Source organism: Streptomyces sp. XY431 (assembly GCF_001279805.1).
Taxonomy (GTDB): domain Bacteria; phylum Actinomycetota; class Actinomycetes; order Streptomycetales; family Streptomycetaceae; genus Kitasatospora; species Kitasatospora purpeofusca.
Genome location: NZ_LGDO01000528.1, coordinates 1 through 15,989, shown reverse-complemented (window position 1 = coordinate 15,989; position 15,989 = coordinate 1). Strand labels below are relative to the sequence as shown.

General features: G+C 73.7%; 15 protein-coding genes. 9 read left to right on the top strand and 6 right to left on the bottom strand.

What is annotated here, in order from left to right:
- Positions 1-78 precede the first annotated feature (78 nt).
- From glnII to ADK60_RS40945, 4 genes are all read right to left on the bottom strand, one after another.
- The gene (gene glnII / locus ADK60_RS40960; RefSeq protein WP_045943847.1) at positions 79-1,101 is read right to left on the bottom strand and encodes a glutamine synthetase; all 1,023 of its coding nucleotides are present in this window, start codon (positions 1,099-1,101) and stop codon (positions 79-81) included.
- A gap of 169 nt (positions 1,102-1,270) precedes the next feature.
- Positions 1,271-2,407, bottom strand: a complete 1,137-nt coding sequence (locus ADK60_RS44335) for an SCO1860 family LAETG-anchored protein (RefSeq protein WP_107094854.1) — start codon at positions 2,405-2,407, stop codon at positions 1,271-1,273.
- Positions 2,408-2,557: 150 nt separating this feature from the next.
- On the bottom strand, positions 2,558-3,235 hold the full coding sequence (locus ADK60_RS40950; protein ID WP_053652140.1) for a uracil-DNA glycosylase: 678 nt from the start codon (positions 3,233-3,235) through the stop codon (positions 2,558-2,560).
- Between the two features lie 84 nt (positions 3,236-3,319).
- A complete protein-coding gene (locus ADK60_RS40945; protein ID WP_053652138.1) occupies positions 3,320-4,471 on the bottom strand; it encodes an amidohydrolase family protein in 1,152 nt (383 codons plus the stop codon).
- A gap of 99 nt (positions 4,472-4,570) precedes the next feature.
- On the opposite strand from ADK60_RS40945, the gene ADK60_RS40940 reads away from it, so the two are divergent.
- From ADK60_RS40940 to tmpA, 3 genes are all read left to right on the top strand, one after another.
- Positions 4,571-5,671, top strand: a complete 1,101-nt coding sequence (locus ADK60_RS40940; protein ID WP_053652136.1) for a pyridoxal-phosphate-dependent aminotransferase family protein — start codon at positions 4,571-4,573, stop codon at positions 5,669-5,671.
- Between the two features lie 93 nt (positions 5,672-5,764).
- Positions 5,765-6,679, top strand: coding sequence for a hypothetical protein (locus ADK60_RS40935; RefSeq protein WP_053652134.1), 915 nt, complete (start codon positions 5,765-5,767; stop codon positions 6,677-6,679).
- 168 nt (positions 6,680-6,847) lie between these two features.
- Positions 6,848-8,452: a 2-trimethylaminoethylphosphonate dioxygenase gene (gene tmpA, locus ADK60_RS40930; RefSeq protein ID WP_053652132.1), complete on the top strand. Its 1,605-nt coding sequence runs from the start codon at positions 6,848-6,850 to the stop codon at positions 8,450-8,452.
- A gap of 118 nt (positions 8,453-8,570) precedes the next feature.
- On the opposite strand, the gene ADK60_RS40925 is transcribed toward tmpA, so the two are convergent.
- Entirely contained in the window at positions 8,571-9,377 is an 807-nt protein-coding gene (locus ADK60_RS40925) for a GntR family transcriptional regulator (RefSeq protein WP_234371500.1), read from the bottom strand.
- 340 nt (positions 9,378-9,717) lie between these two features.
- Here ADK60_RS40925 and ADK60_RS40920 point away from each other — a divergent pair, with 340 nt between their 5' ends.
- The 6 genes from ADK60_RS40920 to ADK60_RS40895 all read left to right on the top strand — a co-directional run bounded on the left by ADK60_RS40920 (position 9,718) and on the right by ADK60_RS40895 (position 14,933).
- The gene (locus ADK60_RS40920) at positions 9,718-10,887 is read left to right on the top strand and encodes an ABC transporter substrate-binding protein (protein ID WP_053652130.1); all 1,170 of its coding nucleotides are present in this window, start codon (positions 9,718-9,720) and stop codon (positions 10,885-10,887) included.
- A gap of 65 nt (positions 10,888-10,952) precedes the next feature.
- Positions 10,953-11,921, top strand: coding sequence for an ABC transporter permease (locus tag ADK60_RS40915; protein ID WP_045939337.1), 969 nt, complete (start codon positions 10,953-10,955; stop codon positions 11,919-11,921).
- Entirely contained in the window at positions 11,909-12,769 is an 861-nt protein-coding gene (locus tag ADK60_RS40910) for an ABC transporter permease (protein ID WP_053652128.1), read from the top strand. The genes ADK60_RS40915 and ADK60_RS40910 overlap by 13 nt, the downstream gene beginning before the upstream one ends.
- Before the next feature lie 22 nt (positions 12,770-12,791).
- Entirely contained in the window at positions 12,792-13,877 is a 1,086-nt protein-coding gene (locus tag ADK60_RS40905) for an ABC transporter ATP-binding protein (protein WP_045939339.1), read from the top strand.
- A gap of 54 nt (positions 13,878-13,931) precedes the next feature.
- Entirely contained in the window at positions 13,932-14,606 is a 675-nt protein-coding gene (locus ADK60_RS40900; RefSeq protein ID WP_053652126.1) for an HAD family hydrolase, read from the top strand.
- Positions 14,607-14,612: 6 nt separating this feature from the next.
- Positions 14,613-14,933, top strand: a complete 321-nt coding sequence (locus ADK60_RS40895; protein WP_030394916.1) for a DMT family transporter — start codon at positions 14,613-14,615, stop codon at positions 14,931-14,933.
- 25 nt (positions 14,934-14,958) lie between these two features.
- Here ADK60_RS40895 and ADK60_RS40890 read toward each other — a convergent pair whose 3' ends face one another.
- Entirely contained in the window at positions 14,959-15,849 is an 891-nt protein-coding gene (locus ADK60_RS40890; protein ID WP_053652124.1) for a formylglycine-generating enzyme family protein, read from the bottom strand.
- Positions 15,850-15,989 lie beyond the last annotated feature (140 nt).

Sequence of the window (15,989 nt, the reverse complement as noted above, 5' to 3'; positions counted from 1 at the left end):
GCCCGCAGGGCCTCCCCGTGCGACGGGGGGCCCTGCGGGCGTACGCGGTGCGTGGTGCTACCGGCGGATCGCCGTGGATCAGACCTGGCCGGCCTTCTCCAGGGCGGCGCAGCAGGTGTTGATCAGCAGGCGGGTGACAACGTAGGGGTCGACGTTGGCGTTCGGACGACGGTCCTCGATGTAACCCTTCTGCTCGACCTCGACCTGCCACGGGATGCGGACCGAGGCGCCGCGGTCCGAGACACCGTAGGAGTAGACGTTCCACGGGGCGGTCTCGTGCTTGCCGGTCAGGCGGGACTCGATGTCGGCGCCGTACTGGGTGACGTGCTCCAGGACCAGCTCCTGGGAGGCGCCGAGCGACTCGCAGGCGGTGATGATCGCGTCGTAGCCCTCGCGCATCGCCTTGGTGGAGAAGTTGGTGTGCGCGCCCGCACCGTTCCAGTCGCCGCGGGCCGGCTTCGCGTCGAGGGTGGCGTCGATGCCGAACTCCTCGGCGGTGCGGTAGAGCAGGTAGCGGGCGATCCACATGTCGTCGGAGACGGTCAGGGCGTCGACCGGGCCGATCTGGAACTCCCACTGGCCGGGCATGACCTCGGCGTTGATGCCGCAGATGGCGAGGCCGGCGTCGATGCAGCGGTCCAGGTGCAGCTCGACGATCTCGCGGCCGAAGACCTCCTCGGCGCCGACACCGCAGTAGTAGCCGCCCTGCGGGGCCGGGAAGCCGCCCTCGGGGAAGCCGAGCGGGCGGGAGCCCTTGAAGAAGGTGTACTCCTGCTCGATGCCGAAGATCGACTCCTGGTCCGCGAACTGCTCCGCGACACCGCGCAGCAGGGCGCGGGTGTTGGACTCGTGCGGGGTGCCGTCGGTCTCGTTGACCTCGCAGAGGACGAGGATGTTGTCGCCGCCGCGGATCGGGTCCTTGGTGACCCGGACCGGCTCGAGCACGCGGTCCGAGGCGTGACCCTCGGCCTGGTTGGTCGAGGAACCGTCGAAGCCCCAGGTGGGGATCTTGTCCGCGTTCGGCAGGACACGAGTCTTGGAGCGGAGCTTGGCGGTCGGCTTGGTGCCGTCGATCCAGATGTACTCGGCCTTGATTGCCACGGCGGTGTACCTCGCAAACTGGGTGGTGGGTGCCCGCGTAGCGTTGCAAGGCGCCGTTTCCCGGTTGTTCCTCTCATGTAACGCGCATGTGAACCAACCGTCCGCATTGGCACGGTCACGGTGCGGGAGTGCCGCGGGTGGCACTCCCGCACGGACGGCGGACCAGGGGTCAGTGGCGGCGGGCGTGGGCCGCGACCGCGGTGCGGCGGCGGCGGGTGCCCCAGAGGGCGAAGGCGCCGCCGGCCACCAGGGCCGCGGCGCCGGCGGCGAGCGGGGCGGTGGCGTCGTTGCCGCCGGTGGACGCCAGGTGGTCGGGCGCGGCGGAGGACGTGCCGGTGCCGGTCCGACGGGCGGAGGGGGTCGCGGTGACCGCCTGCGGGGCGGCGGCACGGGCGGTGCCGGGGGCCGCGGACGGGGCGCCGGACGGGGTGGCGTCCACGACGGGCTGGGCGGCAGGGGTGACGACCGGCGCGGCCTCCGACGGCGTCGGCGCCGGGGTGGGCGTGGTGGTGGGCGTGGCCGGGACGGGCTTCTCGCAGCTCACCGAGGCGATCCTGATGGTGCCGGTCACCTTGGCGACATTGAGGTTGAGCGGGTCCACCGCCACCTGGACCTCCAGTGCCGAGGCGGCGGCGGTGGTCGAGGTGGTGGTCTTCTTGGAGAACTCCACCGACACACTGCCGACCAGCGGCAAGTCCACCTTGGTCGGCCCGTAGAGGCTGACGGTGACGGACTTGCCGAGCACGGTGAACTTGGCGGGGGCCACCACGTCGGCGGTCGGCTGCCCGTCGACCGGACAGGTGGCGGTGGCGGTGAGCGCCTCCAGGCCCAGCAGGGTGGTCCCGGGCAGGCCGGGGGCGTGCACATCGGCGTCGGCCAGGGTGACGGAGGCGGTGGCGCCCTTGGCGTCCGTCCTGGTCACCGACTTGCCGACGTCGGCCTTGACCAGGGTGACCGGTCCCGCCTGGTCGACGCCGTCGACCTTGGCGGTGAGGACGGTGCCGTCGCGCTGCGCCGGGGACTCCACCTTGTTGAGCGAGACGTTCACCGGGACGTCCACGGCCTTGTTCAACAGGCTGACGTCCAGGTCCAGTTCGGCGGTGACGGCGCGCGCCTTGCCGGGCGATCCGGGGGTGGCGGTCCCGGCGCCCGGCGCGGCCGGGGCCGCCGTGGCGGTCGGAACGGTGAGCAGTGTGCAGACCGCGACGGCGGCGCTTGCGGAAACGATTCGGCGCGACGAACGGGAGGAACGGGAGGAACGGGAGGAACGGGAGGAACGGGAGGAACGGGAAGAGCGAGAAGACATGGCGGTACCCCACGACCAACGGCAGGAATTGGATGAGCCGCCAGTCTTCTCAAACGATCCGTCATATGAGTCATACAGAGAGTCATTTCACCCGTTGGGGTGATGTTGACGCTCGGGGATGACGCGGGTCTGCTAGAGGGACGCCCGGGACTACGGCAGCCGCCAGTCGACGGGCTGGGCGCCCTGCTGGACCAGCAGCTCGTTGGCCCGGCTGAACGGACGGGAGCCGAAGAAACCGCCGCTCGCCGAGTACGGGCTCGGGTGCGCGGACTCGATCGCCGGGATCTCGCCCAGCAGCGGCCGCAGATTGCGCGCGTCCCGGCCCCAGAGGATCGCCACCAGCGGGCCGCCGCGCGCCGTCAGGGCGCGGATCGCCTGCTCGGTGACCTCCTCCCAGCCCTTGCCCCGGTGCGCGGCGGGCTTGCGCGGGGCGGTGGTCAGGGCGCGGTTCAGCAGCAGCACGCCCTGCCGCGTCCACGGGGTGAGGTCACCGTTGGACGGCTGCGGCAGGCCGAGGTCGCTGCCGTACTCCTGGAAGATGTTGATCAGACTGGCCGGGATCGGACGGACGTCCTCCCCCACCGAGAAGCTGAGGCCGACGGCGTGACCGGGCGTCGGATAGGGGTCCTGGCCGACGATCAGCACCCGGACGTCGGCGAAGGGCTGCTGGAAGGCGCGCAGCACATTCGGTCCGGAGGGCAGATAGGTGCGGCCTGCGGCCAGCTCGGCGCGGAGGAAGTCGCCCATCGCGGCGACCCGCCCGGCCACCGGCTCCAGCGCGGTGGCCCACCCGGGCTCGACGATCTCATTCAGTGGACGCGGTGCCATGGGCGTAACCCTATCGGCCTACCCGGACAGCCCTGGCACCACGACCGCCGCCCCGGGCGCCGGCGTCAGAGGCAGCACCCCCGCTCAGGCCACCGGGCGGCCGCGCAGCACCACCAGCCGCGGATCGGCCAGCACCCGGACATCGGCGCGCGGGTCCTCCCCGTACACCACGAAGTCCGCCGGGGCGCCCTCCTCCAGACCGGGCCGCCCCAGCCAGGCCCGCGCGCCCCAGCTCGCCGCCGAGAGCGCCTCGGCCGGGTCGAGCCCGGCCTTCACCAGCTCGGCGACCTCCGCCGCGACCAGGCCGTGGGCCAGCGAGCCGCCCGCGTCCGTGCCCACGTAGATCGGAATGCCCGCGTCGTGCGCGGCGCCCACCGTGTCGTAGCGGCGCTCGTGCAGCCGGCGCATATGGGCCGCCCAGGCCGGGAACTTGGCCTCCCCGCCGGCCGCCAGCTGCGGGAAGGTGGCGATGTTGACGAGCGTCGGGACGATCGCGACCCCGCGCTCGGCGAACACCGGGATCAGCTCCTCGGTCAGCCCGGTGGCGTGCTCGACGCAGTCGATCCCGGCCGCCAGCAGGTCCGGCAGCGACTCGGCGGCGAAGCAGTGCGCGGTGACCCGCGCGCCCTCCTCGTGCGCCGCCGCGATCGCCTCGGCGAGCGCGTCGCCGGGCCAGCAGGCGGTGAGGTCGCCGTGCTCCCGGTCGATCCAGTCGCCGACCAGCTTGACCCAGCCGTCGCCGCGCCGGGCCTCCGCCCGGACGTAGGCGGCGAGGTCGCCGGGCTCGATCTCGTGCGCGTAGTTGCGGATGTAGCGGCGGGTGCGGGCGATGTGCCGGCCGGCCCGGATGATCCGCGGCAGGTCCTCCCGCTCGTCGATCCAGCGGGTGTCCGCGGCCGAGCCGGCGTCGCGGATCAGCAGGGTTCCGGTGTCGCGGTCGGTGATCGCCTGCTTCTCGCTGGTGGCGGCGTCGACCGCGCCGTGCGCGTCCAGGCCGACGTGGCAGTGCGCGTCCACCAGGCCGGGCAGCACCCAGCCCTCGACCGTCCGGACGTCCCCGGACCCGGAACCGGAACCGGAACCGAACCCCGACCCGCCCCCGGACCCGGCGCCGAGCCCGACGGCGGTCGGCCGGGAGAAGGTCACCCGGCCGTCGACCACCCAGAGTTCGTCCCGGACGTCCTCCGGCCCCACCAGCACCCGACCACGGACGTGCAGCACCGCACCATCGCTCATGGCGGCACTCTACCGACGGCGCCGTTCCCGGTGAGCGGCGAATGTGAGGCAGACTCGTTCGGACCGGCACCGCCCCTCCCCGCGAAAGGCCCCGAGACCGTGAGCCCCTTCCTCGACCTGCCCCCGCTCACCGCCGCCGAGTTCGCGGCGATCGAGGACAAGGTCGCCGCGCTGCTGCACACCACCGCCGACGTCGTCGTCACCCAGGGCGAGGCGCTGCTGCCGCTGGAGGCCGCGATCCGCGGCGCCGCGCACCCGGGTTCGACCGCGCTCAACATCGTCACCGGCCCCTACGGCCAGACCTTCGGCAACTGGCTGCGCGACTGCGGCGCCAAGGTGGTCGACCTGGCCGTGCCGTTCGAGACCGCGGTGAGCGCCGAGCAGGTCGCCGAGGCCCTGGCGGCCGAGCCGGCCGTCGACTTCGTCTCGCTGGTGCACGCCGAGGCCGCCACCGGCAACACCAACCCGGTCGCGGAGATCGCCGCCGTGGTGCGCGAGCACGGCGCGCTGCTGATGGTGGACGCGGTCGCCTCGGTGGCCGCCGAGCCGCTGCTGACCGACGCCTGGGGCGTGGACCTGTGCGTGATCGGCGGGCAGAAGGCCATGGGCGGCCCGGCCGGCGTCTCGGCGGTCTCGGTCTCCGCGCGGGCCTGGGAGCGGATCGCCGCCAACCCGGCCGCCCCGCGCCGCTCCTACCTCTCGCTGCTGGACTGGAAGGAGCGCTGGACGGACGCCGGGCGCACCGCCCTGCCGCACGCGCCCGCGCAGTTGGAGATGCTGGCGCTCGGCGCCTGCCTGGACCGGATCGCGGCGGACGGCCTGGACACCGTGATCGCCCGCCACCGCGCGGCCGCCGCCGCCGTCCGCACGGGCGTCCGGGCGCTCGGCACGCTCGCCCCCTTCGTCCCGGCCGACGCGCACGCCGCGCCGGTCGCCACCACCCTGCGCACCCCCGACGGCCTGGACGCCGCCGGCCTCGCCCGCGAACTGTTGCGGCTGGACCCGTCGCTCCCGGTCCAGGCCGGCGGCGGGGCGCTGGCCGCCACGATGCTGCGGGTGAACCACTACGGCACCGCCGCCGACCTCGGCACCGTCCGCGCCACCCTCACCGCCATCGCCACCGCGACCAGTGCGGACGCCGCCCCCGCCCTCACCGCGGCGGACGCCGCCTGGAGCGAGGCGCTCACCGCGGCGCACTGACCCGCAAAGCCACCCGGCCGCCGTCCCGGCCCGCCCCGGCCCACCTCGGCCCGCTACGCTCGCGCTCCGATCTTGATCACAGGGGGAGCGCGAATGTCGACGGTATGGACCAGAACGACCGGGTGGCTGACGCTGATCGGCGCCGTCGTCACCGAAGTGTGGGCGCTGCTGCCCGCGTTGAGCCCGGAAGCGGTGGCGCTGTCGACCCCGGCCCGGCTGCTGCCGCTGCTGGTGACCACGGTCTGCGCCCTCGGCTGGCTGGCCGCCTCGGCGGCGGCGCGCCGACGGGAGCGGGCCCGGCGCTCGGAGTTCCGACCCGGCCTCGACAAGCGCCCACCGCGCACGCCCGGCCGGCCTGTCACGGTCCTGCTGGGCGTCGCGCTGGCCCTGGGGCCGACCGCCGCCCTGGCCCAGGCGGTCGGCCCGGACGGCGCCGAGGGCCGCTGGACCCAGCGGGTCCTGCGCGCGGGCGGCGGCACGTACACGGTGGAGATAGCCGAGGTACTCGGCACGCCCCGGCGCACCGGCGTCAGCGTCAACGACCACCAGGTCTGGAGCGCGCCGATGGTGCTGACCGTGCCGTGGTCCGACGGCGAGCCCCGGCGGCTGACCCTGGACCGGGTGGAGACGCTCGACGAGCCGGAGCCGGGGGACTCGGTCTCGCTGATGTTCGCCGCGAACGACCTCGAACTCGGTGCCCGCTCCCACCAGTACGGCGCGATGAGCGGGATCGCCGGGCTCTGGATCCTGATCCTCGGCCTGCTCGGCTCGATCCTCACCGCCGGCATGCTGACCTCCGCGTACGAGACGGTCGGCCGGCTGCGCGCGTTCGCCCCCGGAACACACCTGCCGGCCGCGGCGCTGCTGGCCCTGGGTGCCGGCCTCGACCTGCTGGTGGTGTTCGCCTGGCCGCCGACCGGCGTGGGCTGGCTGCTGGCCCTCGCGGCGGCCACCACCCCGCCGCTCGCCGCGTGGTGGACGCTCCGCCGGCTCCCCTACGGCCGCTGACGGCGGACCGTCGGCCGGGGGGCGTACGCGCTCCCGGCCGGGCAGTGTTCCCGAGCCGTTCACTCCCCCGGCACCGGGACCTCACCGACCCCGGGCAGGCTCCAGCGCGACGGAGAAGTTGTCTGTACAACTTCGACCCCCCGCCTCCGGGCCGCCGAGGAGAAGACCATGACCACCACCGAGCTGTCGCCGTACTGGCTGCGCGACAACTGCCCCTGCACCGAGTGCCGCGACCCGCGCAACGGGCAGAAGCTGTTCCAGATCACCGACCTGCCGGACGATCTGGCGATCGCCGCGCGGGCCGAGCTGGACGGCCACCTGGAGGTGCTCTGGTCGGACGGGCACCGCTCGCGCTACCCGTCCGAGTGGCTGACCGGGAGCGAGGACGGCGACGGGCGGACGGAGGCCGACAAGCGGCTCTGGGCGGCCGCGGACTTCGCCCGCGGCATCCCCGAGGCGCACTGGGACACCTACCTGGCCGACCCGGCCGAACGGGCCGCCGTCCTGGCCGCCGTCCGCCGCTCCGGCTTCGCGGTGCTGCGCGGCGTCCCGGTGGTGGAGCGGCAGGTGCTGGCGGTCGCGGAGACCTTCGGCTACGTGCGGGTCACCAACTACGGCGAGCTGTTCGACGTCCGGGTCGAGCCGGACCCGAACAACCTCGCCTTCACCAGCGCCGCGATCGCCCCGCACTCCGACAACCCGTACCGGGACCCGGTGCCCACCCTCCAGCTGCTGCACTGCCTGGAGAACTCGGCCACCGGCGGCGACTCCGGCCTGGTGGACGGCTTCCACGCGGCGGCGCTGCTGCGCGCGGAGGCGCCGGAGCACTTCGCGGTGCTGACCCGCACCCCGGTGCCGTTCGTGTTCCGCGACCGGGGCACCGAGCTGCGCGCCGACCGGCCGCTGATCGAGGTGGACCCGCTGGGCCGGATCCGCGAGGTGCGGTTCAACAACCGCTCGATCGCGACCCTGCGCGGTCCGGCGGCGGAGCTGGACGCCTTCTACGCCGCCTACCGGGCGTTCGCCGCGATCACCCTGCGCCCGGCGCTGCAGCTGGAGTTCCGGCTCGACCCCGGGGACTGCCTGATCTTCGACAACGTCCGGCTGCTGCACGCCCGGACGGCCTTCGCCCAGGACGGCCGCCGCCACCTCCAGGGCTGCTACGCCGATCTGGACTCGCTGTCCTCCACCCTGACCGTGCTGGAGCGCCGTTCGGCCGCGCTGGACGAACTGGCCGCGCTGTTCGAGGGCGAGGGCGCCGGGGAGTACCTGGGCGAGGCGGTCACCATGGCCGGGCACATGCTGCAGGCCGGCGCGCTGGCCGAGGCGACGGGCGCGGACCCGCACCTGGTCGCGGCGGCACTGCTGCACGACGTCGGGCATCTCTCTCTCGACAAGCACAGCCGGGGCGCCCTGCACGGGCGGGACCTGATGGCAGGCCGGGACAACCGGCACAGCCACACCGGCGCGGACTGGCTGGCCCGCTGGTTCGGCCCGGAGGTCACCGAGCCGGTCCGGCTGCACGTGGCCGCCAAGCGCTACCTGTGCGCGGTCGAGCCGGACTACCGGGCCCGGCTGTCCGAGGCCTCGGAGTACACCCTCCAGGTGCAGGGCGGGCCGATGTCCGAGGAGGAGGCCGCCGCCTTCGCCGCCCACCCGGGCGCCGAGGACGCGGTGGCGGTCCGCCGCTGGGACGACGAGGCCAAGGAGGCGGACGCGGTGACGCCGGAGTTCACGCACTTCCGGCCGCTGCTGGCCGCGCTGATGCGCTGACCCGCGCCGTCAACCGCACACCGCCGCACCGCCGTTGAAGCGGTGCGGCGGTGCGGCGGTGAAGCGGTGCGGCGGTGCGGCGGTGAAGCGGTGCGGCGGACGGGGCGACGGCCCCGAGTCAGTCGCTCTCCCGCGCGTGCCGCGAAAGCGCCGACGTGGCCAGCGAGTTGTGGATGCTGAAGGCCACCGTGCCGGGCAGGTAACGGTCCTGGGACCACTCCACCGGAGTGCCGGTCGGGTCCGTGGTCCGGCGCCGCTCGCGCAGCAGCGGACCGCCGCGCCGGCAGCCCAGCAGCCGGGCGTCGTCCGCGTTGGCGGCGACTATGTCGATCGTGTGATCGGCGTCGGTGAACAGGATGCCGTGCTCGCGCAGCACCTCGGTGTGCGAGACCACGTCCGGCGGCAGCTCGGCGACGATCTCGCCGACCCGCGGCGGGTAGATGGTCCGCTCGACCATCACCGGCTTGCCGGAGAGGGTGCGCAGCCGGACCGTCACATAGACCTCGTCCCCCGGTTCGAGGCGCAGCTGGTCGCGCTCGGCGGCGTCGGCCGGGCGGCGGACCAGCGAGTCCAGGATGCCGCCGGGCTCCTCGCCCATCGAGTAGGCCCAGTGCGTGAAGCTGAGCAGTTCGGAGAAGCTCTGCACCCGGGCCGTGCCGAGCACGACGCGGCGGGTGCCCCGGCGCGAGGTGACCAGTCCGTCCGAGCGCAGCACGGCGAGGGCCTGCCGGACGGTGCCGCGCGAGACGCCGTACTGCTCGGCGAGCGTGCCCTCCGCGGGCAGCCGGCCGGCCTCGCCGAACGCGCCGGTGGTGATCGCCTCGCGCAGGTCGGCGGCGACCTTGCGGTAGAGCGAACCGGACGCGCGCTCGGCCCCGGCGACGCCGGTCGGGCGGCCCTCGGGGCGCCCCGGCTCCAGTGCCACGTCAGTCAATGTCCCTCCTGGGCGGTGTCCTGCGCAGCCCGTACCGGCGCGGACAGCCCGACCATATCCCGCTGCGCCACCGAAGCATCGCACTCCGGCGATCATCCGCCGGCGATCTGATTCGACCGTTCCCGCAGCCGACCCCGGTTCTGGGCCATCCGTTCACCTTCCCGTCATCGGGCTCCGGCGTACTTACCCCCGTCAGCGAAGTTGGCTAGTCAACTCGGACGACGCGATCGGTCCCTCACCCGGCCGGCCCGCCGCCCTTCGCGAGACGCAGGCCCGCGGACCCCCCGCGAACGCCCCCTCGCAGTACGCCCCCTTTACAGGAGACTTCCCCGTGACCGTGCACCGCGCCCGCGCCGCCGCCTTCGCGGCCGTACTGACCGCCGCCGCGCTCTCCCTCACCGCCTGCGGCTCCGCCGGTTCGACCGCCAAGGCCGGCGACGCCGCCAAGGCCGGTACCAAGGACGCCAAGGACGCCACCTCCGCCGCCGACTTCGGCGGCCTGGACGGCCTGGTCGCCGCCGCCAAGAAGGAGGGCAAGCTGCACGTCATCACGCTGCCCCGGGACTGGGCGAACTACGGCAAGATCATCGACGGCTTCAAGGCCAAGTACGGCCTGGAGGTCGAGGAGGAGAACCCGGACGGCTCCAGCCAGGACGAGATCAACGCGATCAACTCCCGCAAGGGCCAGGACCGCGCCCCCGACGTGGTCGACCTGGGCAGCGCCTTCGCCCTGCAGGCGGTCAAGGACGGCATCCTCGCCCCCTACAAGGTGGCCACCTTCGACAAGGTGCCGGACAGCATGAAGGACGCGGCCGGCGCCCGCGTCAACGACTACGGCGGCTACATCTCCATCGGCTGCGACGCCAAGAAGATCGCCAACTGCCCGAAGACCTTCGCCGACCTGCTCAAGCCGGAGTACAAGGGCCAGGTCGCCCTCAACGGCAACCCGACCAAGTCCGGCTCGGCCTTCGGCGGCGTCTACGCGGCCGCGCTCGCCAACGGCGGTTCGCTGGACAACATCCAGCCCGGCATCGACTACTTCGGCAAGCTGAAGCAGTCCGGCAACTTCAACCCGGTCGAGTCGACCCCGGCGACCATCGAGAAGGGCGAGACCCCGATCTCGATCGACTGGTCCTACCTGAACGCCGGTTACAGCGACCAGTTCAAGGACAAGGGTGTCGACTGGAAGGTCTCCATCCCGGTCGACGGCTCCTACGCCCAGTTCTACAACCAGGCCATCAACAAGTGGGCCCCGCACCCGGCCGCCGCGCGGCTGTGGCAGGAGTACCTCTTCAGCGCCGAGGGCCAGAACCTCTTCCTCGGCGGCTACGCCACCCCGTCCACCTTCGAGGCCCTGAAGAAGGACGGCACCCTGGACGCCGCCGCGGCCGCCAAGCTGCCGACCGTCGAGAAGCCGTTCACCAACTTCCCGACCGTGGACCAGATCAACGCGGCCAAGAAGGTCGTCACCGAGAACTGGACCAAGGCCATCGCGGGCTGACCCACCCCGGCCACGCACCACCCATCGGGCTGAGACACCACTCATCCGGCTGAGACAAGGCACTCATGACCACGGCTCCCACCCCGGTGCCGACCACCCCCGCCGCCACCGACTTCGGTGGCGGCGCGGGGGCGTCGACCACCGCCGCACGCACCACCCCCACCCCCACCCGGCGGCGCGGACCGTTCGCCCGCCTCGGCGGCGCGTGGCTCGCCACCCTGCCGCTGCTGCTGTTCTTCGTGATCGGCTTCGGGCTTCCCACCGTCGCCATCGTGATCGGCGCGTTCACCACCTCCAGCGACGCGGAGGCCGGTGCCGGGCAGTTCACCTTCGACAACCTGACGGCCTCCGTCCAGGGCGCCTACCTCACCGCGATGCTGAGCAGCCTCAAGCTCTCCGCGCTGACCGCCCTGCTCGCCACCGTGATCGGCCTGCCGCTCGCCCAGGCGGTCGTCACCTCCCGGCGCGGCTGGCTGCGCCAGGCGGTGCTCACCGCCTCCGGCGTGCTCGCCAACTTCGGCGGCCTGCCGCTCGCCTTCGCGTTCGTCGCCACCCTCGGCAACGCCGGCGAGATCACCAGGCTGCTGCACCTGACCGACCACGGCTGGTCGCTGTACACCTTCACCGGCCTGACGATCGTCTACCTGTACTTCCTGATCCCGCTGATGGTGCTCACCATCACCCCGGCGCTGGACGGCCTGCGCACCCAGTGGCGCGAGGCGGCGCAGAACAACCGCGCCACCACCTACCAGTACTGGCGCCACGTCGCACTGCCGATCCTGCTGCCCTCGCTGCTCGGCGGCTTCGTCCTGCTCTTCGGCAGCGCCTTCGCCGCCTACGCCACGGCCGCCGCCATGGTCGGCGCGACCGTCCCGCTGGTCAGCCGCTCGATCGCGGACGCGCTCTCCGGCAACGTGCTGGTCGGCCAGGGCAACCTCGCCCTCGCCCTCAGCCTCAACATGATCGTGGTGGCCGTCCTGGTGATGGCCGTGTACCTCCCCCTCCAGCGCCGGAGCGCCCGATGGCTCAGCTGACCTCCCCCGCCCGCACCCACCGCCAGGCCACCCGCCGGCCCAAGGTGCGCTGGTGGCGCGGCGCCGTGCTGCTGCTCGCCGGCGTGTACTTCGTGGTCCCGCTCGCGGCCTCCGCCTGGTTCTCGATCGACGAGCCCAAGGGCATCTCCTTCGAGGCCTACACCGGACTGCTCTCCGCGCCCGGCTTCCTGGACAGCCTCTGGCTGACCCTCGGCCTCGCCCTCGTCACCGTGCTGGTGCTGCTGCTCCTGCTGGTCCCGGCGCTGATCGCGGTCCGGCTCGGCGCGCCCCGGCTGCGCCCGGTGATCGACGTGCTCTGCACCCTGCCGCTGGTCGTCCCCCCGGTCGCCCTGACCGCCGGCATGATCGGTGTGCTCCGCTGGGGCCCGGACTACCTGATGGACACCCCGTTCTTCCAGACCTTCGTGTTCGTCCAGGACCCGGACTTCCCGCTGGTGCTGGTCATCGCGTACGTGCTGATGGCCCTGCCGCTCGCCTACCGCTCGCTGGACGCCGGACTGCGCGCGGTGGACGTCCGCACCCTGGTCGAGGCCGCCCGCAACTGCGGCGCGAGCTGGCCGCGCGCGGTGTTCACCGTGGTCCTGCCGAACCTGCGCGGCGCGCTGCTCAACGCCTCCTTCCTGACCCTGGCCCTCGTGCTCGGCGAGTTCACCGCCGCCTCGATCCTCGGGTACCAGCCCTTCCCGGTCTGGATCTACTCGGTCGGAAACAGCCAGGCCCACATGTCGGTCGCGGTCTCCATCCTCAGCCTGCTGCTCACCTGGCTGCTGCTGCTCCTGCTGGCCAGCGTCGGCCGTCAGCGCGGCTCCAAGACCGCCACCTCCTGAAACCCCCGCGGAGTCACCCATCATGACCACGGCCATCTCCCCCGTCACCGGCGCCCCCGTCGCCTCCGGCAGCGCGACCGTCGAGTTCCGCTCGCTGCGCCGCACCTTCGGCGCCACCACCGCCCTGGACGGCCTCGACCTGACCGTCCACCCCGGCGAGCTGCTCGCCCTGCTCGGCCCGTCCGGCTGCGGCAAGACCACCGCGCTGCGCATCCTGGCCGGCTTCGAGCAGCACGACTCGGGCCAGGTCCTGGTCGACGGCAAGGACATCACCGCGATCCCCGCGCACAAGCGCGACGCCGGCATGGTGTTCCAGTCCTACAGCCTGTTCCCGCACCTGACCGCCGCCGACAACGTCGCCTTCGGCCTGCGGATGCGCGGCGCCGGCAAGGCCGAGCGGCTCAAGCGCGCCAAGGAGCTGCTGGAGCTGGTCGGCCTGCCGCAGCACGCCGGCCGCTACCCGCACCAGATGTCCGGCGGCCAGCAGCAGCGCATCGCGCTCGCCCGCGCGCTCGCCCTCCAGCCGCGCGTCCTGCTGCTGGACGAGCCGCTGTCCGCGCTGGACGCCAAGGTGCGGCTGTCGCTGCGCGAGGAGATCCGCCGCCTCCAGCAGGAGCTGGGGATCACCACCCTGTTCGTCACCCACGACCAGGAGGAGGCGCTGTCGATGGCCGACCGGGTCGCCGTCCTGCGCTCCGGCCGGCTGGAGCAGTGCGCCGCCCCCGCCGAGCTGTACGCCCGCCCGGCCACCGCCTTCGTCGCCGAGTTCGTCGGCACCATGAGCCGCATCCCCTGCGAGCGCTCCGGCGAGGGCGTCGAGGTCCTCGGCCGCCGCCACGCCGTGGACGGCGCGCTGCCCGCCGACGGCTCGCTCCAGGTGCTGGTCCGCCCGGAGAACGTCCGGCTGACCCCGGACGCGCACGGGGTGGCCCTGGTCGTCTCGGCGTCCTTCCTGGGCGCGGTCACCCGCCTCACCGTCCGCCTGAACGACGGCACCGAGGTCAAGGCCGACCTGCCCACCGAGGCCGCCGCCGCCCTGCCGGTCGGCTCGCGCGCCGCGCTGACCCTGCCGGAGCGCCCGGTCCTGGTCGACCGGCGTACCGTCTGACCTGCACCTGACCCGATCCGTCCACCCTCCGCGTGCACCACCGAAGGTACCGCCATGCCTGAAACTCCCCCACCCGCCGCCGTCCTCTTCGACATGGACGGCACCCTCGTCGACACCGAGCACCTCTGGTGGGAGGCCGCCGCCGAGCTCGCCGACGAACTGCGCCACCCGCTCACCGAGGCCGACGCGCCCGAGGTGCTCGGCCGGGCGATCGAGCACACCGCCGCCCACCTCCACCGGGTCAGCGGCACCGACCTCAGCGAGGCCGAGCTGGCCGACCGGCTCGGCGACTCCTTCGCCGACAAGGTCGCCGCCGAGACCGTCCCCCGCCCCGGCGCGCTCGCCCTGCTGGCCGAGCTGCGCGACGCCCGGGTGCCCACCGCCCTGGTCTCGGCCTCCCCCCGCCGGGTGGTCGACATGGTGCTGGGCACCATCGGCCGGGACTGGTTCGCGGTCACCCTGGCCGCCGAGGACACCCCGCGCACCAAGCCCGCCCCGGACCCGTACCTCGCGGCCGCGGCCCGGCTCGGCCTGGACCCGGCGACCTGCGTCGCCGTCGAGGACACCCCGACCGGGGTCGCCTCCGCCTCCGCCGCCGGCTGCGCCGTGCTCGCCGTCCCGTCCACCGGCACCGCGATCCCGAACGGCTCCCGGATCACCCTGCTGGACAGCCTGGAGCACGCGGACCTGGACCTCCTCGGACGGCTCACCGCCGTGCCCGGGGTTTAATGCTCCGTGCCCTACGTACTCCTCGCCCTGGCGATCATCAGTGAAGTCTGTGCCACCAGCTGCCTCAAGCTGACCGAGGGCTTCAGCCGGCTCTGGCCGAGCGTGGGCGTGGCGATCGGCTACGTCCTGTCCTTCGCCCTGCTCGGCCGCGCCCTCAAGCACATACCCGTCTCGGTCGCCTACGCCGTCTGGTCGGGCGCCGGCACCGCCGCCGTGGCCGGGATCGGCGTCGTCGCCTTCGGCGAGTCGCTGGGGCGGATGCAGTGGATCGGCCTCGCCCTGGTCATCGTCGGCGTGGTCGTGCTCAACCTCAAGGGCGGCCACTGACCTCGGGGCCCGCCGGTCCCCGAGGTCACCCCGCGTCGGCCGCCACCCGGAAGCCGATGTTGCCGGCCGAGCTGTCCGGCGTGTTGGAGCTGCGGGCCGCCACCCGGTAGCGGTTGCAGTAGGAGTCGTGGCACATGTGGGAGCCGCCGCGCATGACGCGGGCCGTGCCGTCCGGCGGGCCGACGGGGTCGTGGCGCGGGCCGGTCCGGTGGAAGTCCGGGCTGAACCAGTCGGCGCACCACTCCCACACATTGCCGACGGTGTTGTGGAGCCCGAAGCCGTTCGGCCGGAAGGCCGTCACCGGAGCCGTCCCCCGGTGGCCGTCGGCCGCCGTGTTCAGGGTGGGGAACACGCCCTGCCAGATGTTGCACAGGTGCCGTCCGCCCGGGGTGAGTTCGTCCCCCCACGGGTAGCGGGCCTGCTCCAGCCCGCCGCGGGCCGCGTACTCCCACTCGGCCTCGGTCGGCAGCCGGGTGCCCGACCAGGCGCAGTACGCCTGCGCGTCGTGCCAGGAGACGTGCACCACCGGATGGTTCTGGCGGGTGGTGACCGAGGAGCCCGGCCCCTCGGGCGCCCGCCAGCTCGCCCCGGCGACCGCCCGCCACCACGGCACGGCGGCCACCGCCGGTGAGACGGCCGCGAGTCCGGGCTCCAGGAAGCCCTCGAAGACGTACGAGAAGCCGAAGCCCTCGGCCTCGGTCCGGTGGCCGGTGGCCTTGGCGAAGGTGGCGAAGGCGGCGTTGGTGACCGTGGTCGCCGCGATCCGGAACGGGCTCAACTCGACGGCGCGGACCGGGCCTTCGCCGTCGGCGGGGTAGCCGGTCCGGTCGTCCGTGCCCATCAGGAAGCGCCCGCCGGGCAGGCCGGTCAGCTGCCGGGCGACCCGCGAGGTCCGGGGCGGGGCGGCGAGCGTCAGCGCGACCGGGGCCGGGGGGCCCCCCCCCCGGGGGCCCCCCCAACCCCCCCCCGGCGCCCCCCCGCCCCCACGGCAGGGCGGCCACCGCCGGTGAGACGGCCGCGAGTCCGGGCTCCAGGAAGCCCTCGAAGACGTACGAG

Bases quoted from the DNA above. Each gene is read 5' to 3' on its own strand.
- ADK60_RS40910 (WP_053652128.1), top strand. From the start codon at position 11,909: ATGGCTCAGCTGACCTCCCCCGCCCGCACCCACCGCCAGGCCACCCGC.
- ADK60_RS44335 (WP_107094854.1), bottom strand. From the start codon at position 2,407: ATGTCTTCTCGCTCTTCCCGTTCCTCCCGTTCCTCCCGTTCCTCCCGT.
- ADK60_RS40935 (WP_053652134.1), top strand. From the start codon at position 5,765: ATGTCGACGGTATGGACCAGAACGACCGGGTGGCTGACGCTGATCGGC.
- ADK60_RS40945 (WP_053652138.1), bottom strand. From the start codon at position 4,471: ATGAGCGATGGTGCGGTGCTGCACGTCCGTGGTCGGGTGCTGGTGGGG.
- ADK60_RS40905 (WP_045939339.1), top strand. From the start codon at position 12,792: ATGACCACGGCCATCTCCCCCGTCACCGGCGCCCCCGTCGCCTCCGGC.
- tmpA (WP_053652132.1), top strand. From the start codon at position 6,848: ATGACCACCACCGAGCTGTCGCCGTACTGGCTGCGCGACAACTGCCCC.
- ADK60_RS40915 (WP_045939337.1), top strand. From the start codon at position 10,953: ATGACCACGGCTCCCACCCCGGTGCCGACCACCCCCGCCGCCACCGAC.
- ADK60_RS40950 (WP_053652140.1), bottom strand. From the start codon at position 3,235: ATGGCACCGCGTCCACTGAATGAGATCGTCGAGCCCGGGTGGGCCACC.
- ADK60_RS40900 (WP_053652126.1), top strand. From the start codon at position 13,932: ATGCCTGAAACTCCCCCACCCGCCGCCGTCCTCTTCGACATGGACGGC.